Source organism: Lederbergia wuyishanensis, assembly GCF_022900255.1.
In the GTDB taxonomy this organism is placed as follows: domain Bacteria; phylum Bacillota; class Bacilli; order Bacillales; family Bacillaceae_C; genus Lederbergia; species Lederbergia wuyishanensis.
Genome location: NZ_JALIRM010000012.1, coordinates 1 through 25,228 on the forward strand (window position 1 = coordinate 1; position 25,228 = coordinate 25,228).

Sequence of the window (25,228 nt, forward strand, 5' to 3'; positions counted from 1 at the left end):
AGCCAATCTTTTATAGCCAAGCGTCCCTCTGAGGTATTCATTCACTACCATCGCCTTAAAGTTATCCGCATATTTAACCATAATAAAACACCCCAAAAGTTAGATTTTGACTCTAACTTTTGGGGTGCACTTCATTCCTTCGGATATTTTTATTTTGGTAACAGGATTGGTCGTGTGATGAGAGAACCAATCCAAAGTACTGTTCGCAAAAAGCTAGCTCGATTCAAAAATCAACCAATAATGCAATAAAAGAGGACAGAACCCCGTATACCCGGAGTTTCTGTCCTAATCTATAATTACTATTCAGCTTTTACACAAAATGATTAACTCATCACCGGGACTCCGCCATTAGGGAGTTCAAGGAATTGTGCATATTCGAGACCTCTAATTACTGTTAAAGCATGAATTACGTCTTTATCAGCAATTTTATCAAGAGTAAGTACCATGATTGCTTCGCCGCCAACTTCGGAACGTCCAACCTGCATTGTACCAATATTGATATCGAAATCACCGAGTGTAGAGCCTACTCGGCCAATCATTCCTGGAATATCATGGTGTTTAATATATAAGAGATATGGCTCCGGACGAACGTCAATACGATAATCATTCATTTTAACAATACGGGCACCATAGCCGTTTAAAACAGTTGCTCCAATGTTCGACTTAACTCCTTCTCTATAAAGAGTAAGTTCCACGTAGCTAGCAAATCCTTTACTTTTAGGATTTTTAGATACGTTAGACGTTACACCTTGATCCTTCAGTAAGTGTTGAGCATTGATGATGTTTACTGTATCTCCTAAATGATGTGAAAGGATGCCTTTAATCATTGTTCGTGTTATTAAATCTGTATTTTCTTTTGCAAGCTCACCGTGAAAATTAATTTCTACAGTGTCTGGAGCTTCTTTTAATAATTGAATAGCAAGCATCCCCATTTGTTCGCCAAGTGTGATAAATGGTTGAAGCTTTTTATGTGTTTCACCAGATATTTGGGGCATATTAACAGCGTGACTAATAGATTGTGTTTCAAAAATTTCAATTATTTCTTCACTTACTTCATGTGCCACTTTTTCTTGAGCTTCAACTGTAGATGCGCCAAGATGAGGCGTTACAATGACATTTGGGTGACCTAAAAGCTCTAAATTAGTAGATGGTTCAGTTTCAAATACATCCAATGCTGCTCCTGCAACTTTTCCGGAGTTTAAGGCTCTTACAAGTGCTGCTTCATCAATGATTCCGCCGCGGGCACAATTGATAATGCGAACACCTTGTTTAGCTTTAGCTAAATAGTCATCATTAATAAGGCCACGTGTTTCTTTAATAAGTGGTGTGTGAATTGTAATAAAATCAGCTTCTTCAGCAATATCATCTAAAGATGCTTTCTTTATTCCTAATTGATCCGCTCTGTCCTCTGTTAAATATGGATCATAGCCAAGAATTTTCATCCCAAAACTTTTCGCACGCATTGCAACCTCAGTACCAATTTTACCCATTCCAACAACGCCAAGAGTTTTTTCGAATAATTCGACACCTTTAAAAGAATTCCGCTCCCATTTTCCAACTGATGTTGAGGCATGAGCCTGTGGAATGCTTCTCGCTAGTGAAAGCATCATTGCCATCGTCAACTCAGCAGCAGAGATTGTGTTGGCACCAGGTGCGTTAATAACAATGATTCCCTTTTTAGTTGCAGCTTTAACATCAATATTATCTACACCGACACCAGCACGTGCAATTACTTGCAATTTATTAGCATGTTCTAAAATATCAGCAGTAACTTGCGTTTGACTGCGAACAATTAAAGCATCGTAATCTTGAATGATTGTTTTTAATTCTTCAGCTGGAAGACCTGGTCTTTTATCAACTGTATAATTTGGATGATCATAAAGTGCCTTTAAACCACTATCACTAATTGCATCTGATACGAGAATTTTGTACATGATTGATCCATATCTCCTCTGCATTGTTGTTTTTTTGTTATTGTTCTTAATGTGCATTTTCTAAACGGGTTGAATATTCGTTTTCTACGATAACCTAGTTGCTTTTTAGGTGAAATGAAAACGCCCCCATAACAGGCGCATGCGCCAAGTTATGAGGGACGTGATATCGTGGTGCCACCCTCGTTCACTAATTTGAAAGTCAAATCAGCCTCGAGTGGATAACGGCGTGGGCCGGGCATTTAGCCAGTTCAGAAGTGCTAGGCAACAATAGACAATACATCGGTTTCCACCAACCACCGACTCTCTTAGCTATTCTCTAAAAAGCCCTCTTCATCATTACATGTCGTTATTTGTATTGTTTAAATTAAATATACAAAATATTCTACCACAAGATATTTATGATGCAAGAGGTTAATGAAATATTTTAGAAAAAACTTAATAATTCTTTGGAATTTCATCAATATTGTTCGGAATCTGAGTTGCGATGGAATAGACATTTCAATTTCAAGATTATATTTGTTTGGGATATAATAATATTCTTGATTCATTTACATATGTTGAAAAATCCTCATCTCCATTCTTACTTTGGTTCGTCGGAGCATTACAATTTGTTTATCGTATATATCAAAGATATAATATACTTCATTAAATACAACAAACTTTATTGAAAAGAGAAGAATCCTATGAAGTTCTCAAAAAAATTAGCTCTCTACATATTAATGTTCAATATGTTTATTACATTTAGTGCGATTGGAATTATCGTTCCGGTTATGCCAACTTATTTGAAAACCTTTGGAGCTGCTGGACAAGCATTAGGCTTTATGATTGCTATTATTGCTTTAGCTCAATTTATTTTCTCTCCAGTTGCGGGAAATTTATCGGATCGCCATGGCCGTAAAAAATTAATTATTTTCGGCCTCTTAGTGAATGGGCTTTCTCAAATTGCTTTTGGGCTGGCTCCCGAACTTTGGATGCTTTATCTTTGTCGATTTTTTACAGGCATTGGTTCTGCATTTATCGTTCCTCCAGTAATGGCGTATACTGCCGATATCACTACAAATACAGAACGTGGAAAAGCAATGAGCTGGCTTGGTGCTGCTATTTCATTAGGTTTTATGATTGGCCCTGGAATTGGGGGTTTCTTATCAAATATCAGCTTGCATTTCCCTTTCTATTTTGGAGGGTCCGCTTCAATCGTTGCTGGAATTTTATCTTTAATTGTACTCCCATCAATCAAACCTGTAATGATGGATCAACCGAAGGTTATGCCTAAAGGAGAAAATTTAATCCAACAAATGACCCGCTCCTTTAAAACAAGGTATTTTGTATTATTAGTCGTAGTATTTGTATTTTCATTTGGTATTGCTAACTTCCAATCCACTTTAACGATGTTTTTGACATATAAATTTAACTATACGCCAAATGACATTGCTATCGTTATGACAGTCGGTGGTTTTGTCGGTGTGGTTGTTCAAGGCTTTGCACTAAATAAATTATTTAATGCGTTCGGTGAAATGAGAATTATATTATTCGGTTTGTTTGTAGCGGCAATCAGTCTTTATGGCATGTTATTTGTTAGCAGTTTCTACATTATTTTATTGGTGGCAACTGTATTCTCAACTGCAACTACTTTAATCCGTCCGGCCGTTAATACATTAATTTCAAAAACAGCTGGCGATGAACAAGGGTATGCTGCAGGTATGAACAATTCCTACATGAGTTTGGGGAATATGATTGGACCCGCATTAGCTGGAACCTTATTTGACTGGCATCGGAATATTCCTTTCACATTTGGAGCGATTATTTTACTCGGCTGTTTTATCCTGACTTATATTTGGACAAAGAAAACTAGTTCCAGGAAACAAAGTGCTTGGTAATATAAAAATGCGCAGAATTTTAATCATATATTCTTATAAATAGGACATCTCCCCATGTATCTACTGACATAGTTATACAATGTGGAGGCGTCTTTTACTTACTGAGTATTACGATGACTTAAAATTCTGCAGGTAATTCATGCAGGGAAAATCACAAATATACAGCCAATTAAGGGTGAAAAGCTTACTTGTTCCCTTATTTGACATCGTTAAAAATTCCTGTTTGCTTTTTATATCAAATTTTTCACCGAAAAAGCTGGGAATTCGATATTTTTCTATCTTTTACATGCAAGATTTTCGCAAATACAATATAGTAAGAATAAACATATGAAGATTTTCATTATAATGGGAGGGTAAGGGATGATTCGTTTTGGAATTATTGGAACGAATTGGATTACAGACGAGCTTATTCGTTCAGCTCAACATATAGAAGATTTCCAACTTACTGCTATATATTCTCGTACGGAAAAAAAGGGACGGGAGTTTGCAGCAAAATATGGTGTGGAAATTGTATATACAAATATAGAAGAAATGGCACAGAGTGATCAATTGGATGCAGTTTATATTGCTAGTCCTAATTCATTTCATGCTGAGCAATCAATCATGTTTCTTCAAAATGGGAAGCATGTCTTATGTGAAAAACCTATCGCATCCAATCCAGCTGAACTTGAAAAAATGATTTCAACAGCTAAAAAACATAATGTTTTACTAATGGAAGCATTAAAAACAACATTGCTTCCGAATTTTAAAGCGGTACAAGCAAATTTAAATAAAATTGGAAAAGTGAGAAGAATCTTCGCCAATTTTTCCAAATACTCTTCACGGTATGATGCTTATAGAGAGGGAACAATATTAAATGCATTTAATCCAGATTTTTCGAATGGATCTCTAATGGATCTGGGTATATATTGTGTATATCCTTTAGTTGTATTGTTTGGAGAACCGAAGAAAGTACATGCAAATGCAGTCATGTTAGATTCGGGTGTCGATGGAAGCGGCAGTCTCATTTTACAATATGATGATTTTGAGGCCGTATTAACCCATTCCAAAATCGTTAATTCGTATATACCATCGGAAATTCAAGGTGAGGACGGTAGTATTATCATTAAAGAAATATCGACACCTGAAAATGTTGAAATCAGGTATCGTGATGGGGAATTGGAAAAAATAGGTCAACCTTATACTGTTCCGTCCATGTATTATGAAGTAGAGGAATTTATTAATTTAATTAAATCTGGTAAGACGGAATCAAAGGTCAATTCGTATGAAAACTCTTTAATTACAGCTCGAATATTAGCTGAAGCAAGGCGACAAATTGGACTTACATATCCCGCAGATTTAATTTAAAGGGAGAAAATCTTTTGGAAGACGGTGATAATAATGGCGTTTGAAGATAAATTAGTCCAAAAAACGTACTATACGACGTTTGTTTTGGAAGACGATAAACGACATCCAATTGGAGTATTGGGGGACTTGTTTTTTGCAGAGCAAAAAAAGGAACTATCCGATCTGTCCATGATCCGTTTTGCACAAGGTGAAGCTTATTATGATTGCCAAGATTATGAAGCTGCCATTTTCAAATGGGAAAATGTTCATAATGAATTGGAGCCGTGGGCAAAGAAAAATATGGCGGATGCCTATTTTGAACTTGATTTATATGATACAGCGGAGAATATTTATCAAACCATTACAACGGATTCACCTATTTTAAATACAGAGATTACCCTTCAGCTATTTGGAGTGTATTTAGCTCAAGGGAAATATCAAAAAGCGAATCAAATGATTTTAAATGCTGTTCATATGAATCCCGATTATCCTAATGTGACAAAGTTGGCTCGTGCCTTTTTTGAAAATCAAGAAGATTGGAATCATGCAATTGAATTGGCAACAAATGAAGCGATTCGAACTATGTCAAATAGTTGGTTCAATACTTTACATTCATATATTGAAAAAGGATATACGAAATATCATGATCCAGCATTTTTTGCTCCGCTATTAACTGTGTTGGCTCGAGAACATGATTCTCAATTTGAGAAAATTGTTGTAGAACTGTGGGGGGATTTTCAACATCAGAATTCTTATCTTCCATGGCTTAGAGTCCTAAATCAAGAGATCATTGAGGCAGAATTTGGAGTAGAGGACTATTCCGTATTGTCAACATTGTATAATGGTGCCTTTTTAGACTTGTTGATTGGTAACTATGATTTTTCGGACGTAGAAAATATCGTTCCATTACTTTTGTCAGCATGGCAAAAAGTATCCAGCTCCGTACCATTATTTGTTTCCACTGCAATCTTATCTTGGAATGATCTTTTCCCTGAAACCTTAAGCAGTGCGATTGTTGAAAAAGCAGAAATTGATCTTTCTAAAGTGAATCACAATGAAAATATTTTCAAAGAATCTATTGAAATCTTTCAATCTATTAGAAACTGGGCTGAAGAAAATCAATTAGAAGTGCAGCAAGGAATCGAATGGATTTTACATGATGAAAGCACGGATGAGCATGAAAGGAATACAACCCTTTTAACAACTATAAAGAAAAGCATTTCAAACTTGCTTGAGCAACAGGAACAAATGACTCTAGAGCTATCAGAATCGATTAATGTAGACAGCGATATATTAGCAAGGATGCAAGGATCAATTAATCAAATGCAGGATTTGGAAGAGGAAAACGTACTTGTTATTGAGAAAGCTTATAGTAATATTAAAAAAGAAATTATAGCTGACTTAGAAAAAACGATCCCAAAAATGATTAGGGAATCATCGGAAATTATAAAAGAAGATAGTGATTTTGGAAAAATCCATCTTGAATTAAATAGAGAAATGAATGATCGAATTCATCAATATTTAAGCAATACCATTATCCCGATATTTATTAGATCTCTCGAAGATTGGATCTCTTTTTCACAACAAGAACTTACCAAATGCCAAGACCAAATAACTGGTTGGGCATATGGATTTAACGCCTTGCTTGGTGAGGAAAAGCTAACGCTTGAATGTGATTTTAAAATTATCGAAGATTGGAAAAGGGATATTGACAGGATGACGAGTTCGGTCCATATTGAAAAGGAAAATATTTTACTTAGAAGAACACCATCACAAGTAATACTTAAAGGTGCTGGAAAATTATTAGGTGCTATTCCGAAAAACAACGCAATTTTAGCCAATACGTATAAAAGCTATATACAAAACGATACGTATCAAGAAACAACCAATTCTATTATTTCGAAGTTTTTCCGTCAATTTGAATTACTTGAAAACTCGATTGGCAGAGATGTTCATATATTCTTTCGAAGCCCATTAAGCGTATTAAAGCAGACCGTTGATGAAATGAATGAAAAAGTAGTAAGTCAAAGGTCAGATTTAGCAATATTGAAATCAAATCCTGAGCTCTTCCGTAATCGATTGTCACTATATGAAGTAAGGTTAAGACAATTAGAGTGGATTAATTATAGTAAGCGAATCTACAAGGAATCAGCAGATAAATTCTAAGGTTGGGGGAAAAATAGGATGAAAATTGCATTGATCGCACACGATAAAAAGAAAGATGATATGATCCAATTTGCCACTGCTTATAAGTTAATTTTACAAGAACACGAATTGTTTGCGACAGGTACAACGGGGACAAGGATTATGGAAGCGACGGGTATGGATGTACATCGTTTTCAATCCGGTCCGCTAGGAGGAGACCAGCAAATAGGTGCAAGGATCGCTGAAAATGATATGGATTTGATTATTTTCTTCCGCGACCCTTTAACGGCTCAGCCACATGAGCCTGACGTTTCAGCACTTATGCGTCTTTGCGATGTATACGGCGTTCCATTAGCGACGAATATGGGAACTGCTGAAATATTAGTTAGAGGCTTGGAGAAAGGGTTTCTCGACTGGCGTTAATCCTTTGGTGTTAAAAGAACCTTGAAATTAATTCAGGGTTCTTTTTTCATTGCTATTTTAGTTGGTGTCACTATCACCAATCCGCATTTGCATTAGTAAATATCTTAGTTTTCTTTATCCCGAGTATTTTTAGCAACGAATCGTCGTGAATCGTAGCAGAATCGATGGATTAATCATAGTTTAGCAACGAATCGGCATGAATCGTAGCAGAATCGATGAATTAATCATAATTCAGCAACGAAACAGCGTGAATCGTAGCAGAAACGTAGAATAAATCATAGTTCAGCAACGAATCTACGTCGATTAATGCAGACCCGGATGAATTTGCTATAGTTCAGCCAAATAAGAAAAGTTACCGAAATGCGCCACGTTCTTATGTATTCTTCTCAGTGCACATATCCTTAGGAGATGCTTTGATGAGAAAAATCCTCTCTAACTTCATTAAACTGTCAAAAAATCTATGATGACCATTATATGAAAATAATGTTATACTTATTGCTAGATTCTTATTTTATATGTTTAGCACAACCAGCCATCGACAGAGAAAAAAACAGTATTTCATATTTATTGTGTTTACTTTATCTCTTTTAAAGTCCCTGTGGTCATTAGTCGATAGGAAATTGGATTGTGCTTTTATTAAAAGGAGATGGAACAGTGAGATCAAATTCAAGAATCGCAACGAAGATTGTTCCTTTGGCCATTGGTATAGCTGTTGTAGTAGCATTGACTTTGTGGGCGGTTCTGACAATGAATAAGGGAACTGTTATTCCATTTTCAGCTATTGAAAAAACAATACAAGCTCAACATGGTGAGCTCGTTACCCTTAAAGAAATGTCAAACGGCACAATTTATATAGATACACCGAAAGGAAAATATATATCACATTTTCGTCCGAATAGTCCGTTAGTTGAACAACTTGTGAATAAATATAATATTAACTATAAATATTCTGACGGAAGCTTGATGGGGAATTGGATCATTGGTGGAATTGTACTTCTATTGATTGCGGCTGCTGTTCTGGTTCAGAAAAAGGGTGGAGTCGGCATTACGAAAATGAAACATAGTACATCGAAGCCATTGCCACTTCCAACCATTACTTTAGATGATATTGGTGGGTTACCTGAGGAAATGAAGGAAGAAATCCATCAAACGCTGGAAATTATAAAGAGCCCAGAACGCTCATCAAAAATTGGTATTAAAGCGCCGAAAGGGATATTACTATACGGTCCTCCGGGAACAGGAAAAACTTTACTCGCTCAAGCGATTGCTAATGAAATCGGTGCTAGCTTTTTTTCAGCAAGTGGATCTGCGTTCACTGAACTTTTTGTTGGGGTAGGCGCAGCCCGCATTCGAGGATTATTTGAAAATGCAAGGAAGCAAACTCCAGCTGTTATTTTTATTGATGAAGTGGATTCACTTGCAGGAAAAAGGAAACAACATGGCGGGGAAGAAGCAGAAAAAACTTTGACAGAGTTGCTTGTTCAGCTTGATGGTGGACATGCTAATGATGGAATTCTTTTTATTTCGGCAACGAATAGAAAGGATATGTTGGATGATGCTTTCCTTCGTCCAGGTAGAATCGACTTTACCTTCCAAGTTCCATTGCCAGATACTAAAGGAAGGAAAGAAATCATTGATATTCATACAAAAGGAAAAAGACTGTCTCAAGAAGTATATGCGTCATTAAATACTCTTGCTGAGAGTACTACAGGATTTTCTGGTGCGCAAATTAGTAATTTATTTGAATCAGCAAGCAGAAAAGCTGTTCGTGAAGGCCGCGATGTAGTGAGTATGAATGATTTAGATTATGCTATTGACAGAACCATTCTTGGTAATACTTCTCGTGCATTGAATGACCCTGATACAAAACGCCGTGTCGCCATACATGAAGCAGGACATGCTCTAATTCAAGCTTTGACAAAACCAGGTTCCATTCGTAAGGCTACCATTATTCCGCGTGGGCAAGCGTTAGGTTATGTAGCTCCAGTTCAAAAAGAACTTCATTTAACAACCACTAGTGAATTGCTCGATCAGGTTAGCATGATTCTTGCTGGAGGAGTAGCTGAGCGTATTTATCTAGGTGAGCATAGCATCGGAGTTAGCGGAGATGTTCAGCAAGCTAAGCATATTTTAGAAGATATGGTGGAAACAGGCATGCTTGAGGATGGTTTTACTTTAACCTTCCAAAAACAAGCTAAGGATGAGAAAATGCAGGAGTTATTCCAAAAAGCGTTGGAAAAAACAGAATTAATGATTAAGGCACATACAACTGAATTTGACGATTTGGTTGAAATGCTACTGAAAAAAGAGACATTAGATGGATTTGAAGTACAAGAAATTGTAACAGGAAATCGTTCATTTTTAGAGGATGAACTAGCATTCAACTAATATCTTATTCCCTTCGACAAAAAATGTTGAGAAGGGATTTTTTTTTGCCCAAATACTAGTTAAAATAGGTTACAATGAAACTGTAATAATTGTAACTTTTCTGTAACGATTTTTGGCGATGAGACGTCTATTATTATAGTAGAATCATGTCGAGGGGTTGAAGGGATTGAAGGGGTCAGAAAAAAGGAAAAAAAGAAAGCTTAACCGCTTAGGGAAGATTACCTTGGGATCATTTATTTTGTTTGTTGCAGTCTTATCCTATTTTATATGGGATGGCATTGCAGAACAAAATGCTGCAGCAAAAAGAAATATACAGATGCCGCCCATTGCTGTAGAGGCAGTTTATTCCAAAGATAAAGAGTCTGATAGGATTGATGGTAAATCAAATATTGGTAAGGATCCTGTTGTAGAAAAAAATAAAACGGACGATCCAAATAAAGTTGATGAAGTTGTAAATGAAGAAGATCCTAAAAACACAGAACAAAATATAGAAAAAAATAATCCAGATACGCAGGAACAAGACGAAGAAATAGATAAGCAAAAAGACGAAGCAGCTAAGCATAAAGAAGAACTTGATAAGCACAAAGAAGAAATTGAAAAACATAAACAAGAAGTAGAACAACATCAAAAAGATGTAGAAAAGCAAAATGAAGAGCCTAAGAAAGAGCAAAAATCAGAACAACCCGCAAAGGAAATGCCTCCAGTTGAAAAACCTAAAGAAGAAACAAAAGAACAGGCACCGGTAAAAACGGGAAAAGTTGTTTATTTAACATTTGATGATGGCCCTCACGCCGTTTCAAAAGATATCTTAATATTATTGAAGAAATATAATGCAAAGGCAACATTCTTTATGCTGGAACCGAATATGAGAAATTATCCAGATGCAGTCAAAACAATGGTAAAAGAAGGGCATGCAGTCGGTGTTCATGGTGTGACTCATGATACCTCCAAAGTATATCGTTCACCAGCAAGCTTCGTTGGTGAAATGAACAAAGCAATAGAGTTCATACAAAAAACAACGAATGTACAGACACATCTTATTAGGGCACCATATGGCTCAAAACCATACGTTACTGCTCCTTATAAAGCTGCGGCAGATAAGGAAAAAATGATTTTATGGGATTGGAATATTGATTCTACTGACTGGAAACTGACTAACGGTGCATTCGTAAACCAAGTAATCCAACAGACGAAACAATTTAATAACAATGAACCATTAATCGTGTTAATGCATGAAAAACCAACAACCCTCGCACATTTAGAAAAAATCCTAAAATATTATAAAGACAACGGATACGAAATGAGAGCATTGGATGAAACAATGACTCCAGTACAGTTTAAATAGAGAATTTTTATAAATGAAAGTTTGAGGAATTGATTAATAAGTTTATGGGAATACATGAGCACAGAGGTTAAACTTTGTGCTTTTTTTAATGTCAAAAATATGAACAAGTCTACCCATTTCACTAAATGGTAACATTAGGCACACACCTAAAGCATACTATTATTGTAAAATGGTCGTATATTCAGCTATATCATGCGTGGAGGAGAAGAATTTGAAGAAGATAATTGCAATAATTTCTATTAGTATGTTTGTTTTTATGCTTGCAGCATGTAATAGCAGCAAAAATAATAGTTCAGATAATGGGATTCCAGAAATGCTGGAAGTCGTACTTGAAATACAGGATACTGCAGATGTGAATGCAGATATTCCTTTTAAAGCTACTGTTACACAAGGCAATGAGAAAGTTTCTGATGCAGACGAGGTAGAATTTGAAGTGTGGGAAGAAGGAAAAAAAGACGAAAGTGAAATGATTGAGGCTATTAATAATAAAGATGGTACATATTCAGCTATAAAGGCTTTTGATCATGATGGTGTATTCACTGTTCAAGTTCATGTTACTGCACGTGGATTACATACGATGCCTAAAAAGTCAGTGACCGTCGGAAAAGGTGTAATTGAAGAACACGCTCACAATGATCATGAACAAGGAGAGCACGAACATGGTCATCATTCGGAAGACTTTAATATGCACTTTATGAAACCTGAAACGATTGAAAAAGGTAAAGAGACAGAATTTGTTGTTCATTTGCAAGACCATAACCAACCTTTGGAACATGCTCGTGTTCGATTCGAAATTTGGAATGATGATATTTCAGATAAGCATGAATGGGTAGACGCGAGCGAAACAAAGACTGGAGAATACGGTGGAAGTCATGCTTTTGACGAGATAGGAATATATAAGATAAAAATTCATGTACAAAACGATGAAGGATTACATGAACATGAAGAATACGAAATAGAGGTAAAATAAAAACCTGGGGAAATCCCAGGTTTTTTAATTGCTTAGGAAATTATTAATCTGAAAAGTTGTCGATAACTTTATTAAGGTAGTTTTCCGTCTATCTTCAGGCGCCATCGTCTCGAGATCATAAACCCGAGAAGCTTAAAAGCCAAAAAGCGGACTTTTTGACTTCTCAGAACATTTGCTTGTCGCCGATAGGAGGGCGCCTTGCGCTTTTGCTCTTAAAATGATTTTTGGACAGCTGGCCAGTTATTCTTGCTTAACTAGGTTTTACCAGGATTTGAATTTAGCCTAGCCTTATTCACAATTTTACTGCCATCAGGTAGGTTTTCCTGTCCATTTTCCAACTTCATTACAAAGCAGCTTCATATATCGCAAAAACATCGTCTCTATTTAGCTTTTTAAAATTCCCGAATTCCCCGTAGATCATTGCTTTATCGGTCATGACATCCAGTTTGCTTCCATCAATGTCATAATCGGCTAATCGAGAAGGTGCACCGATGCTATTCCAGAACTCGCGAAGTTTTTCAATTCCTTCCAATCCGATTTCTTCATCTGTTTTTCCATCAGTACTTAAACCGAACACACGAACGGCAAGTTTTTTGAAACGTGATGGATTTACATTTAGATTATGCTTCATCCAATTCGGGAAAAGGATTGCAAGTCCGCCACCATGAGGAATATCATAGACGGCTGAAACGGCGTGTTCAATGTTATGAGTAGCCCAATCCCCACTGAAGCCCATGTTTACCATACCATTTAAAGCCATCGTTCCACAGTAAAGAATGGTTTCACGATACTCGTAATTCTCCAGATCATTAACGAGCTTTGGAGCTGTTTCCATTACTGTAAGTAAAATTGATTCGCAGAGACGATCTTGCAGCTCCGTATGTTCTGCTTGATGGAAATAGTGTTCAAACACATGCGACATAATATCGACAATGCCGTAAACAGTTTGATCTTTAGGTACAGTAAATGTATTAACCGGATCAAGTATTGAGAATTTAGGGAATGTGTGAGGGCTTCCCCAACCATATTTTTCATTTGTTTCCCAGTTAGTAATAACCGATCCTGAATTCATTTCGGAGCCTGTAGCTGCCAAAGTTAAAACTGTTCCAAATGGTAGTGCATCTTGTACAATACCTCGTTTGACTACAACATCCCATGCATCTCCATCATATTTAGCACCTGCAGCAATTGCCTTTGTACAGTCAATAACACTTCCGCCACCAACAGCTAATATAAAATCAATACCCTCGTTCTTACATATTTCCACACCTTTTCTAACAGTCGAAATTCGTGGATTTGGCTCAACACCTGATAATTCAAATGTTTTAATGCCAATTTCTTTAAGAAGAGCCATGACATCATCGTATAATCCGTTTCTTTTAATGCTTCCTCCGCCATATACAAGCAGAACTTTTTGACCATATTTAGGAACTTCTGTCTTCAATTGCTGTAATTGACCTTTACCGAAAATTAACTTTGTTGGATTCCAAAAAGTAAAATTATCCATAAATAATCAGCCCCCTTTATGTAATCATTATCGTTGAAATAATAGAGGAAATCAAAAATCAAGCATTAAAAAAGTCAACTGGCTTAGCTAAAAAAAGTAAAAAAATAAAGCCAAGGCGGAGTGCCAGGCTTTATTTTGAATTATGTTTTACAGCATCGAGATTTACTCGACTTCCATTCGTATCCAGTTTTAAAACATTTACTTTATGTGATGGAAGCAATTTCTCAAGGTGCTCTGCAACTTCCATGCCTTTACCACTAGAAGTAATAGAAATCATGGTAGGACCTGCACCACTGATAACAGTTCCGTAAGCTCCCGCGATTTTTGCTTCTTCCCGAATTTCTGCGTAATTTGGAATAAGAGAGGAGCGGTACGGTTCATGGAATAAATCTTCCTGCATCAATCTTCCCGCTAGCTCGTAATTTCCAGAAACAAAAGCGGAAAACATCACATTTGCAACGGCACTTGCTTTGGCTGCTTCGTTGCGAGTAAATTGCTCAGGAAGAACTTTACGGGCGTCCTCTGTTTTTAGTTCAACGACTGGAATATAAACAATAAAATCTAGATTCGTATCATTCTTTTGAAAAACTTCAATTTCTCCACTTGGAAGTTGCGAGGTAATGACTAGACCACCGTATAGAGAAGCGGCTACGTTATCAGGATGGCCTTCAATATCCGTTGCAATTCTTAATTTCTCCTCAATAGAGAGTGAAAGTTCACATACATGATTAGCGAGTTCAATCCCCGCAATAATAGCGGAAGCACTGCTGCCAAGTCCTCTAGCGAGTGGGATATCACTTTCCACAATTACCTTACAAGGCGATAGTTGTGAATGATAAATATTTGCCGTCTTCTCGGCTGTTTGATAGATTAAGTGATCGCTTGCTTTAGAAGCAGGAGGGAGATGTACAGATTGATGTACAAATTCCCATTGCTCTGATTTTTCCACATGTAGAGTTAAGTATAGATTTAGTGCCAAGCCAGCTGAGTCAAACCCAGGACCTAGATTTGCAGTACTCGCTGGAACAGTGATGCTGAACATACTCATGCAGTTACAACACCTTCGATATATTCTAAAACAGTTACTTCGTCATTTGGAAGAACAACAGTCTCGATATTAATTTCCGAAATAGCTGTTTGTGGATCTTTTAATCCGTTTCCTGTTAATACTGCTACAACCTTGCTGCCTTTTGGAATACTTCCAGCTTTTAATTGCTGTAAAACTCCTGCAATGGAAGCACATGAAGCTGGTTCCGCAAATACACCTTCTGTTCTAGCAATAAGCTTGAACGCTTCAAGAATTTCTGCATCCGTAACGGATTCAATCATTCCACCAGATTCTTCACGGGCAGCTACGGCAAGGTGCCAGCTTGCTGGGTTCCCAATTCTGATAGCAGTTGCAACTGTTTCAGGTTCAGCAATTGGTTCACCTTTAACGATAGCAGCTGCTCCCTCAGCTTCGAAACCAAACATTTTTGGAAGTCCTGATTGTTTTACTTCATTGTATTCTTTAAATCCTTTCCAATAAGCACTAATATTTCCAGCATTACCAACAGGAATTGCTAGAATATCAGGTGCACCACCAAGTTGATCACAAACCTCAAATGCAGCGGTTTTTTGTCCTTCTAGGCGGTATGGATTCACGGAATTAACAAGTGTAACAGCAGAAGTTTCACTAACTTTCCGTACCATATTTAAAGCCTCGTCAAAATTCCCTTCAATTTCAACGATTTCAGCACCATACATCATCGCTTGAGCAAGCTTTCCGAGTGCAACTTTTCCTTTAGGAATGACTATAATTGCCTTTATGCCTGCTTTTGCCGCGTAGGCTGCAGCCGCCGCAGATGTATTTCCTGTGGAGGCACAAATAATAGATTTGCTTCCAGATTCAACTGCTTTTGCAACAGCCATAACCATACCACGGTCTTTAAATGATCCAGTAGGATTGGCTCCTTCAATTTTTGCATATAGTTCAATTCCAAGTTGTTTGGATAAGTTTGAGAGATGTACCAATGGGGTATTTCCCTCTTGTAGCGTTAATGCCGGTGTCTCGTCTGTTACTGGTAAAAATTCTTTGTATTTTGCTATTAATCCCGGCCAATTCATTTTTTTGCATCTCCTTCTACACGGTAGTAGCTAATCACTTCTTCTACTACACTTAAATCTCTTAATTGCATGAGCGCTCTTTCAAAACGCTCCATGGAAACATTATGTGTCACGATAATAATTTCTGCAAGTTCATTTTTACTAAGCGGTGTTTGTAAAATTTTTTCGAAGCTGATGTCCAACTCATTAAATAGTGTAGTAATTTTAGAGAAAGCTCCTACTTGATCTTTTAAGTGAAGACGGAAATAATATTGGCCAAAACGTTGGTCAGGAGTTTTTAAGACTCTTTCAAATCGAGGCTTAACGAAACTTTTTCCATTCACTCCGAGTCTCATGTTTTTAATGACGGCAACAACATCAGACATAACTGCAGTTGCGGTTGGAAGACTTCCAGCTCCTGGACCATAAAACATTGTTTCACCAACTGCTTCACCATTTACGTAAATAGCATTGTATTCATTTTTTACTGAGGCAAGCGGATGGCTATTAGATAGGAAAGTAGGCTGAACACTAACTTCTAATTGTTGATTGTCAATGTGAGCATATCCAATTAATTTCATAACATAGCCTAATTTTTTACCGTAGTTTAAATCTTCTACGGAGACATTGCTAATACCGGATACTTCAACATCTTCAAGATCCACATTTGTAAAAAAGGCCAGTCTTGCTAAAATAGCCATTTTGCGAGCAGCATCTAAACCTTCAACATCAGATGTTGGGTCAGACTCTGCAAATCCTAGATCTTGCGCTTCTTTAAGTGCCGTTTCATAAGAAAGACCATCTTCATCCATTTTAGTTAAGATGTAGTTTGTCGTACCGTTCACAATACCCATTAATTTTTGAATGCGATCTGAAACAAGTCCATCCGACAGCCCTCTTAAAATGGGAATACCTCCGGCAACACTTGCTTCATAAAATAAATCGCATTTATTTTCTAAAGCTTTTTGCTGTAATTCTGGTCCATGTAAAGCAATTAAGTCTTTATTAGCTGTAACGACATGTTTTTTAGCTTCTAAAGCTTGAATAATATGTTCACGGGCCTCTTCAATTCCACCGATTACTTCAATGACAATATCAATTTCAGGATCTTCTAACACTTCATTTGGGTCGGTGGTGAGGTGTATTTGCCCAATTTGGATATCGCGTTCTTTTTCTATTTCTCGAACGAGAATGCTTTTTACTTTTACTTCACAACCAACCTGATGGACAAGCTCCTCCTGATGGTTTTTGATTAATTGAACAACTCCACTTCCAACTGTACCTAAACCGAGCAAACCAATAGAAATGTAGTTTTTCATTTGTCCTCACCCCTCTTGTGTCTCTTGTGTAAAAACATTTGTCTTTTTATAGTAGACATTTTATAGTCATGTGTCAAGATATTTTTACTGTTAATTGTACGTGAAAATGTATGGGAATACTATTTAATTAGATTCATTTTTCATAATTATTAGATGAAATGAAATGAGGTCAAAAGATGGGTATCACAGAAGTAAAACATACAAGAAAAATGAGCTTAATGAAACTAGCTATTTTCATTGTTAGTATTATGTTTGTAATCACATCGATAATGTGTATCATCATCTCGGCTTATAAAGGTTTATACTTATTAAAACCTGAGAAAAAATCGATTAATAACTCTCCAAGCGAATATGGTCTTAACTATCAAGATATTGAAATATTAAGTGAAGATGGAAAGACAACACTTTCGGGTTGGGTTCTAGAACCGATAGAGCGTCCTAAGATGAATATTATTTTTTCGCATGGATATGGAGAAAATAGATTAGAAGAAGGAATGCCTTTTTTATCACTTGCTAATGAGCTCCTTGAAAAAGGATATAGAGTCATCGCATTTGATTTTCGCCATTCTGGAAATTCTGAGGGGGATATGACTTCATTGGGAGTAAAGGAAAAAATGGATTTGCTTGGAGTTATAAATTGGACTACAAAACAATATGAAGAACCAATCGGACTGCTTGGGGCATCCATGGGGGCAGCAACTTCTCTTTTGGCCGCGGCAGAATCAAAGGATGTAATCGCAGTAGTGGCAGACAGTCCGTTCAGTGATTTACATGATTATCTAAGGGAAATATGACGAAATGGTCAGATCTTCCTAATTTTCCGTTTACTCCATTAATATTAACAATGATTCCGCTCATGACAAATTTAGATTTACAGGATGCCAGCCCCGTCAGTGTGTTGAATAAATTAAAGAATCGACCTGTGCTTTTTATTCATAATAAGGGGGATGATTTGATTCCTTATTCAGAAAGTGAAAAGATGGTACAGAAATATCCAGAGTCATTTTCGATTTGGATAACTGATGGGGAAGGGCATGTAGAATCTTATAAACAAAATTCAGAGGAATATGTAAAAAGAGTTGATGAATTCTTTGGAACTGCACTTAAATAGAAATAAAAAGGGGGGAATGCTCATGAATCCTGTAAGTGAGGAATTTTTTCATCAATCAACAATCGATCTAGCAAAAGCTCTTCTTGGATGTATACTTGTGAATGAAACAAATGAAGGCATTACATCAGGCTACATTGTCGAAACTGAAAGCTATATGGGACCTTATGATCGAGCAGCTCATAGTTATAATAATAGAAGGACAAAACGAACTGAGATCATGTTTGGAAAAGCAGGGCTTGCTTATACATATACGATGCATACCCATTGTCTTATTAATGTAGTAAGTGCTGGCATCGACGAACCACATGCCGTTTTAATTCGAGCACTGGAACCCTATACTGGAGTTGACTTAATGACCAAACGCAGACCAGTTGATAAGATTAAAAATCTTACGAATGGGCCAGGGAAACTTACGAAAGCAATGGGAATAACGATGGAGGATTATGGTCGTCCTTTATTTGAACCCCCGCTTTATATTACGCCAGGAATTATACCTGAAGAAATTATGGAAGGTAAACGAATAGGCATAGATAATACAGGAGAGGCACGCGATTATCCGTGGCGCTTCTGGATTAAAGACAATCTATTCGTATCAAGATGAAAAACGCAGCGACGCGTTTTTTTTATTTTGGAAAAAATCGTTTTGTCCCTTGTAAGCATTATTGGTAGACAGATCATTCGTGAGAGCTAAAGTTTTGTCCAATACATATTGGGAAGCTAAAGGATCGTCCATAATAACCTTTCCGATTTCGTAATAAATTTTCCACTTTAAGAAAGGAGATTATTTACATTTATGTAAAAACCCCCTTGACGTGTCATTATGTATTAGTGTACTATTTGATTAATACACTAATACATAACTTTTGGAGGTGCGCATGATGACGGCTTTTTGGGGACTAATGAAAAAAGATATGCTCTTAATGAGATTTTGGTATATTACTTGGCTTGTTTTCTCACTCATATGCATTGTGGGTGGATATATTATGCAAGATTACTGGAATGAACCGAGCATTGTCGTTCCAATTTATATTGGTTTGATGAGCATGCATTTGTTTTTAATGCCAATCATGATTTTGCATGTATTAAGCGTCGAAGGAAAAACACAAATATGGTTATACAATCCACAAAGCAGTAAAAAATTATTGCTTGCAAAATTATGTTCGGCCGCTTTATTACAATCTATGTCGCAGTTATTGATAGTCGTATATGGATTGATTCTTATGCAATTTCTTCTTAAAAAAGGATTGATCACAGTGTTTAGCGATTTTCTGCCTTTTGGACAGGGAGCTTTTTTCCATATCGCTCTTTTCACTACATCCTTGTATATGACAATCTGGATTATTTTCCTTTGGACGATTTATCATTCTCTTGGAAAAATCCCGGCTTTAAAAAATTTCCGATGGCTTGTAGTATTTTTAATTTGGTTAGCTTTTGGTTTTATTGAAGCACAATTAGTAAAACTCAATTTGCTTCAAAATAATTTATTCTCCTTTTCAGCTAATATAAATGTTGCCCCTTCAATGGAATATGCGAAGGGGAATGGATGGACGATCGCTTATACAGATATACCTGTTCCTATCGTTCCCATAATAATGTACATCATTTTCGGAATTGTACTTTTCCTCATTGCTAGTAGACTCCTCGATAAAAAAGTGGAGGTGTAATGTGGATGACAGCAGATTTTGAAGCATCGAAACCTATTTATTTGCAAATAGCGGATCATATTTTTCAAAGGATTGTCAGGAAAGAAATAAAACCTGGGGATAAATTGCCATCTGTGCGCGAAATGGCAATTCAATTAGGTGTAAACCCAAATACCATTCAACGATCTTATACAGAAATGGAGAGGATGGGGGTAGTGGAAACGAAACGAGGGCAGGGAACTTTTGTTATTGAAAGAGAGAGTATAGTTGTGGAATTACAACAAACGATGCAAAAGGAAATCATCACCCAGTTTGTAAAGAATATGGAGGAACTTGGTTTTTCAAAAGAAGACATGATAAATGGATTAGAAGCTTATTTAAGCGAGGGGGATCAGAATGGCGATCCAATTTAATCAAGTAACTAAAAAGTATGGTTCGGAAAAGGCTTTGGATAATGTATCCCTTCAGTTTGAAACTGGTAAAATTTACGGATTGTTAGGACCGAACGGGAGTGGAAAATCGACTACTTTAAAGCTAGTTGCTGGCCTTGTTTATCCTAGTAGTGGGGTCGTTAATGTTCTCGATGAAGAAGTGACAAGAAGAATAAGCAGGAAGGTAGCTTATTTAACTGAACTCGACATGTTTTATGATTCCTTTACGGTTGATAAGATGGTGAGCTTTTATAAAACTCAATTTCCAGATTTCAATATGGATAGGGCATCGAAGCTTTTAGAAGATATGAAACTTGATGGAAAGAAGAAAATTAAACAGTTATCAAAGGGAAATCGAGGTAGGCTAAAGCTCGTTTTAACACTGGCTCGTGAAGCACCGGTCGTTTTACTCGATGAACCATTTTCAGGTTTAGATGCAATGGTACGGGATTCAATTATTAAAAGTTTGTTGACTTACATTGACTTTGAAGAGCAAACGGTCATTATCGCAACACATGAAATTGACGAAATTGAACCTATTATGGATGAAGTAATCGCGATTTATAACGGTCATATTATTGGACATGAAAATGTTGAAAGATTACGGGAAGAACAAGGCTACTCTGTTCTTGAATGGTTTAAAACGATAATGGAAGAACGAGGAGTGTGAGTAAATTGAAAACAGTTGTAGAACTAAAAAATGTAACGAAAACAATTCGCAAGAAAAAAATCATAGATGATTTAAGCTTTGAAGTAATGGAAGGCGAAGTGTTCGGGTTTCTTGGTCCGAATGGTGCTGGGAAAACAACGACTATTCGAATGATGGTTGGACTTATTGGTATTACATCGGGTGAGATTGCTATCTGTGGAAAAAATGTTACAAAAGATTTTGAAGATGCCATAAGGAATGTCGGAGCAATTGTTGAAAATCCTGAGCTTTATAAGTTTCTAACTGGATATCAAAACTTAGAACAAGTCGCTCGCTTAACAAAAGGAGTTACGAAAGAAAAGATAGAGGAAGTTATTGAATTAGTTGGGTTAAAAGAACGAATCCATGACAAGGTAAAAACATATTCACTAGGTATGCGACAACGTTTAGGAATTGCACAAAGTCTTTTACATGATCCAAAAATTTTAATCCTGGACGAACCGACAAATGGACTCGATCCTGCAGGAATAAGGGAAGTTCGTGATTATTTACGCAGTCTTGCAAGAAATAAAGGAATGGCTGTCATCGTCTCAAGTCACTTGCTTTCTGAGATGGAAATGATGTGTGATCGAATCGCCATTATACAAAAAGGAAAACTGATCAATGTTCAACATGTTCATGAGGATAAAAACTCGAACGAAAGAGAATATGTTTTTATCGTTAACAACCGTAAAAAAGCTCTAAGTCTTTTGGATAAACAAGGCTACTCGCCAAAAGTGAATGGAGAAGGTTTCGGTTTAGTTCTAAATAAGGAACAAGTGCCAAATGTGATTAATCTTCTTGTTCATAACGATTTCCTTATTTATGAAGTGAAAGGTCAAACGAGAACGCTTGAAGATAGATTCTTAGAAATTACAAATGGCGGGGAGGTAGCGGTCAATGCTTAATCTCATAAAGAATGAATGGATAAAAATTTTCAAGCAAGTTAGTACGTATATTATGATTGGTTTTCTTCTGCTAGTGATCATAGGTGTTGGTGGAATTACAAAATATGTAGAATCTAAAGAGAAGCCAGCGAATGATAATTGGAAACAGGAGCTCACCGCTCAGAACGAGCAAAATAAGCAACAATTAGCAGATATAGAATTTGCTGCTCCTTCATTGAAGGAATATTTAACGAAGGAAACGGCCATTAATGAATATCGAATCGAACATAATATGCCCCCTGAAAATTCATATTCCGTATGGAGTTTTATTAAAGATTCATCTGATTTGACTAGCTTTGTAGGATTACTTGTGATTATTATTGCATCGGGAATTGTCGCTCATGAATTTTCATGGGGCACGATTAAAATCTTATTAATCAAGCCGTATAGTCGTTGGAAAATATTAATGGCAAAATATATTACTACTATCTTATACTTGCTAACTATGCTTGCTATCTTATTTACAATTGTCTCGATTTTAGGATTAATTCTGTTTGGAAAAGGAACCGGAGACAATGTTCATCTTGCCTATGTTAATGGGGCAGTAGTAGAACAAAATCTTTTACTCTATTTGATCAAAACATATATTTTAAACTCATTAAGTGTTTTTCTGCTTACAACAATGGCATTTATGATCTCTGCCGTTTTTAGAAATAGTGGATTGGCGATCGGAATTTCAATCTTCTTACTGTTAATGGGGGGAACGATTACAAACTTACTTGCTGCCAAGTTTGATTGGGCTAAATATAGTTTATTCGCTAATACAAACTTAATGCAGTATGTAGATGGAATGCCTCTAGTAGAAGGAATGACGCTTTCGTTTTCAATCATAATGATAATTATTTATTTCATTATATTTCATGCTATGGCATTTGTGTTCTTTACAAAAAGAGATATTGCAACGTAAATATAGTATTATTTTTTAAGCCAATCCTGATTATAAGGGTTGGTTTATTTTAGTGTGAATAGAAGTAAGTATGTAAAAATATAATTTGTATTTCTACTAAATATTTTGATATATTTGATACATGCGAAGATTATAAATTAATTGTTCAATTGCATCATATAATTGCAGTGAACGGTTAGCCTAATTTCGTAAGCGTTTTCCTTCTATGCTAAGTGTGAATTAGTAAAAATTTTTAACACTTAACTAGGAGAGATTACGAAGTTAAGTTAAAGTCTAGGCGGAGCTCTTGGATTCTCATAACGATTTTAGAAGAGAGGGTTCCAAGTATTACTGCCAAGGCACTAAAGATTTATATTTTCGCAAAAACAAATGAAGGGGGATTACATTTGAAAGCGTCAAGAATTTCTTTATTTTCACTGATTTTGGTATTTATGTTAGTTCTTAGCGGTTGTTTCAGTGGGCAAACAGATGAACCAACATCCTCTCCTCCAAAAGATGAGGGTGAGAAGACATCAGAAAACGGAAAGGAACCTGAACAGGCTCCAGCTGAAAGAAAAATTTTGTATCTTAATAATAATGAAGAACCTGGTGCTTTACATCCAGGAATCGCACAAGGTACACATGACTCATGGATATTAGAGCATGCATTTGAGGGATTAACAAAGAAAACTCCTGAAGGGGAAATTGTAGATGGTATGGCTGAAAAATGGGATGTCAGTGATGACAATCTTACTTGGACTTTCCATTTAAAGGACGGCATACTATGGTCCAATGGAGATCCAGTAACAGCTGAAGATTTTGAATATGCCTGGAAATATGCTCTAAATCCTGAAAGCGCTTCCGACTATGCTTATCAGCTTTATTATCTCGTAGGAGCAGAGGAATACAACAGCTCTGAAGATGAGTCAAAATTTGAGGAGTTAGAAGCAAAGGTTGGCGTTAAAGCTTTAGACGAAAAAACCCTAGAAGTAAAACTAGCACAACCAACACCTTATTTCCTTGATTTGACTTCTTTCTACACTTACTATCCTGTAAATAAAAAAGTGCAGGAAGCAAATCCAGATTGGTCACATGAAGCATCAAGCTACGTTTCCAACGGAGCGTTTAAGCTGACTGAATGGAACCATAAAGAAAGCTTGAAATTAGAGAAAAACGAAAATTATTATGATAAAGATAAAATTAAGCTAGACGAAGTACAGTTCGTCATTATTGATAACGAAGACACTGCATGGCAAATGTATCAAGCGGACGAGTTGGATCTTGCGTATCCACTTCCACAAGATGTCCAAGGTCAGCTTGTAGATTCCGGCAATCCTGAATTCAATAATGGCCCTGACTTCTCAGTCTATTACTATAACTTAAATAATAAGGTGAAACCGTTTAATAACGTTAAAGTAAGGAAAGCTCTTTCTATGGCGATTGAGCGAAATACAATTACTGAGCACGTAGCACAAGGTGGTCAAAAGCCGGCATTCGGAATCATTCCACCGGGAATCAATGACGTAAGCGGTGACTTTCAAGAAAATTCAGGAGATCTTTTTAAAGAAGATGTGGAAGAAGCAAAGAAATTATTAGCAGAAGGACTTGCTGAAGAAGGCATGAAGGAAATGCCAAAATTCACAATTCTTTACAACACATCTGAAGGTCATAAGAAAATTGCTGAAGCCGTTCAAGAAATGTGGCGTAAAAACCTTGACTTTACTGTAGAGCTAGAAAACGTAGAATTCCAAGTTAAACTTGACCGTGAAAAAGCTGGAGACTATGAAATTTCTCGTGCTGGTTGGTCAGGAGACTATGTAGATCCAATGACGTTTGTCGATCTTTGGGTATCAGATGGTCCATTCAATGATGCGAACTGGGGTAATCCTGAATATGATAAGCAAATCAATATTGCTAAAACTTCCACAGATCAAAAAGAACGCATGGAAGCAATGCATAAAGCAGAAGAAATTCTAATGGACGGAATGCCAATCGTTCCAATTTATTTCTATACAAAACCATTTATGGTTAAGCCGCATGTTAAAGGAATCTTTACACCAATTAACCGTTACCCACAGTTCATTTATGCTGATATTGTAAAATAAAAGCTGAACTTTCGTGGGAAATTAGGGGAAATCTAGGGTATGTCCATGTGGCATACCCCAATTTTTCCTATGATGAATAAAATCCAAAACTCGGAAAA

The 25,228-nt window shown here is 36.5% G+C and carries 22 protein-coding genes; 17 read left to right on the forward strand and 5 right to left on the reverse strand.

Annotation, left to right across the window (positions count from 1 at the left end; genetic code table 11):
- On the forward strand, positions 1 to 249 hold a 249-nt coding region (locus MT489_RS15970; protein ID WP_244682562.1), incomplete at its 5' end, for a hypothetical protein.
- A 74-nt stretch (positions 250 to 323) separates the two neighbouring features.
- On the opposite strand, the gene serA is transcribed toward MT489_RS15970, so the two are convergent.
- Positions 324 to 1,934 carry a phosphoglycerate dehydrogenase gene (serA, locus tag MT489_RS15975; RefSeq protein ID WP_244682563.1) on the reverse strand — a complete coding sequence of 537 codons (1,611 nt, stop codon included), beginning with the start codon at positions 1,932 to 1,934 and terminating at the stop codon, positions 324 to 326.
- A gap of 683 nt (positions 1,935 to 2,617) precedes the next feature.
- On the opposite strand from serA, the gene MT489_RS15980 reads away from it, so the two are divergent.
- The 7 genes from MT489_RS15980 (at position 2,618) to MT489_RS16010 (ending at position 12,408) form a co-directional block, all read left to right on the forward strand.
- On the forward strand, positions 2,618 to 3,811 hold the full coding sequence (locus MT489_RS15980) for an MFS transporter (RefSeq protein ID WP_244682564.1): 1,194 nt from the start codon (positions 2,618 to 2,620) through the stop codon (positions 3,809 to 3,811).
- 360 nt (positions 3,812 to 4,171) lie between these two features.
- Entirely contained in the window at positions 4,172 to 5,158 is a 987-nt protein-coding gene (locus MT489_RS15985; protein WP_244682565.1) for a Gfo/Idh/MocA family protein, read from the forward strand.
- Between the two features lie 33 nt (positions 5,159 to 5,191).
- On the forward strand, positions 5,192 to 7,303 hold the full coding sequence (locus tag MT489_RS15990) for a hypothetical protein (protein ID WP_244682566.1): 2,112 nt from the start codon (positions 5,192 to 5,194) through the stop codon (positions 7,301 to 7,303).
- Positions 7,304 to 7,321: 18 nt separating this feature from the next.
- Entirely contained in the window at positions 7,322 to 7,705 is a 384-nt protein-coding gene (gene mgsA / locus MT489_RS15995) for a methylglyoxal synthase (RefSeq protein WP_244682567.1), read from the forward strand.
- Between the two features lie 654 nt (positions 7,706 to 8,359).
- Entirely contained in the window at positions 8,360 to 10,093 is a 1,734-nt protein-coding gene (locus MT489_RS16000; protein WP_244682568.1) for an AAA family ATPase, read from the forward strand.
- Positions 10,094 to 10,259: 166 nt separating this feature from the next.
- Positions 10,260 to 11,438: a polysaccharide deacetylase family protein gene (locus tag MT489_RS16005; RefSeq protein WP_244682569.1), complete on the forward strand. Its 1,179-nt coding sequence runs from the start codon at positions 10,260 to 10,262 to the stop codon at positions 11,436 to 11,438.
- A gap of 211 nt (positions 11,439 to 11,649) precedes the next feature.
- Entirely contained in the window at positions 11,650 to 12,408 is a 759-nt protein-coding gene (locus tag MT489_RS16010; protein ID WP_244682570.1) for a FixH family protein, read from the forward strand.
- A gap of 343 nt (positions 12,409 to 12,751) precedes the next feature.
- On the opposite strand, the gene MT489_RS16015 is transcribed toward MT489_RS16010, so the two are convergent.
- The 4 genes from MT489_RS16015 to MT489_RS16030 form a co-directional block, all read right to left on the reverse strand.
- Positions 12,752 to 13,915 carry an iron-containing alcohol dehydrogenase gene (locus MT489_RS16015; RefSeq protein WP_244682571.1) on the reverse strand — a complete coding sequence of 388 codons (1,164 nt, stop codon included), beginning with the start codon at positions 13,913 to 13,915 and terminating at the stop codon, positions 12,752 to 12,754.
- A 130-nt stretch (positions 13,916 to 14,045) separates the two neighbouring features.
- Positions 14,046 to 14,963, reverse strand: a complete 918-nt coding sequence (gene thrB / locus MT489_RS16020; protein WP_244682572.1) for a homoserine kinase — start codon at positions 14,961 to 14,963, stop codon at positions 14,046 to 14,048.
- Positions 14,960 to 16,021: a threonine synthase gene (gene thrC / locus MT489_RS16025; RefSeq protein ID WP_244682573.1), complete on the reverse strand. Its 1,062-nt coding sequence runs from the start codon at positions 16,019 to 16,021 to the stop codon at positions 14,960 to 14,962. Before thrC ends, thrB begins: the two co-directional genes overlap by 4 nt.
- A complete protein-coding gene (locus MT489_RS16030; protein WP_244682574.1) occupies positions 16,018 to 17,319 on the reverse strand; it encodes a homoserine dehydrogenase in 1,302 nt (433 codons plus the stop codon). The genes thrC and MT489_RS16030 overlap by 4 nt, the downstream gene beginning before the upstream one ends.
- A 176-nt stretch (positions 17,320 to 17,495) precedes the next feature.
- Here MT489_RS16030 and MT489_RS16035 point away from each other — a divergent pair, with 176 nt between their 5' ends.
- The 9 genes from MT489_RS16035 to MT489_RS16075 all read left to right on the forward strand — a co-directional run bounded on the left by MT489_RS16035 (position 17,496) and on the right by MT489_RS16075 (position 25,130).
- Positions 17,496 to 18,113, forward strand: a complete 618-nt coding sequence (locus tag MT489_RS16035) for an alpha/beta hydrolase (RefSeq protein ID WP_244682575.1) — start codon at positions 17,496 to 17,498, stop codon at positions 18,111 to 18,113.
- Entirely contained in the window at positions 18,110 to 18,430 is a 321-nt protein-coding gene (locus MT489_RS16040; protein WP_244682576.1) for an alpha/beta hydrolase, read from the forward strand. The genes MT489_RS16035 and MT489_RS16040 overlap by 4 nt, the downstream gene beginning before the upstream one ends.
- A gap of 22 nt (positions 18,431 to 18,452) precedes the next feature.
- A complete protein-coding gene (locus tag MT489_RS16045; protein ID WP_244682577.1) occupies positions 18,453 to 19,031 on the forward strand; it encodes a DNA-3-methyladenine glycosylase in 579 nt (192 codons plus the stop codon).
- A 277-nt stretch (positions 19,032 to 19,308) separates the two neighbouring features.
- Positions 19,309 to 20,094 carry a hypothetical protein gene (locus MT489_RS16050; RefSeq protein WP_244682578.1) on the forward strand — a complete coding sequence of 262 codons (786 nt, stop codon included), beginning with the start codon at positions 19,309 to 19,311 and terminating at the stop codon, positions 20,092 to 20,094.
- A gap of 5 nt (positions 20,095 to 20,099) precedes the next feature.
- Positions 20,100 to 20,486: a GntR family transcriptional regulator gene (locus MT489_RS16055; RefSeq protein ID WP_244682579.1), complete on the forward strand. Its 387-nt coding sequence runs from the start codon at positions 20,100 to 20,102 to the stop codon at positions 20,484 to 20,486.
- Positions 20,470 to 21,174 carry an ABC transporter ATP-binding protein gene (locus MT489_RS16060; RefSeq protein WP_244682580.1) on the forward strand — a complete coding sequence of 235 codons (705 nt, stop codon included), beginning with the start codon at positions 20,470 to 20,472 and terminating at the stop codon, positions 21,172 to 21,174. Before MT489_RS16055 ends, MT489_RS16060 begins: the two co-directional genes overlap by 17 nt.
- 5 nt (positions 21,175 to 21,179) lie before the next feature.
- Positions 21,180 to 22,100: an ABC transporter ATP-binding protein gene (locus tag MT489_RS16065; RefSeq protein WP_244682581.1), complete on the forward strand. Its 921-nt coding sequence runs from the start codon at positions 21,180 to 21,182 to the stop codon at positions 22,098 to 22,100.
- Positions 22,093 to 23,046, forward strand: a complete 954-nt coding sequence (locus tag MT489_RS16070; protein WP_244682582.1) for an ABC transporter permease — start codon at positions 22,093 to 22,095, stop codon at positions 23,044 to 23,046. Before MT489_RS16065 ends, MT489_RS16070 begins: the two co-directional genes overlap by 8 nt.
- Before the next feature lie 386 nt (positions 23,047 to 23,432).
- Positions 23,433 to 25,130, forward strand: coding sequence for a peptide ABC transporter substrate-binding protein (locus MT489_RS16075; protein ID WP_244682583.1), 1,698 nt, complete (start codon positions 23,433 to 23,435; stop codon positions 25,128 to 25,130).
- Positions 25,131 to 25,228 lie beyond the last annotated feature (98 nt).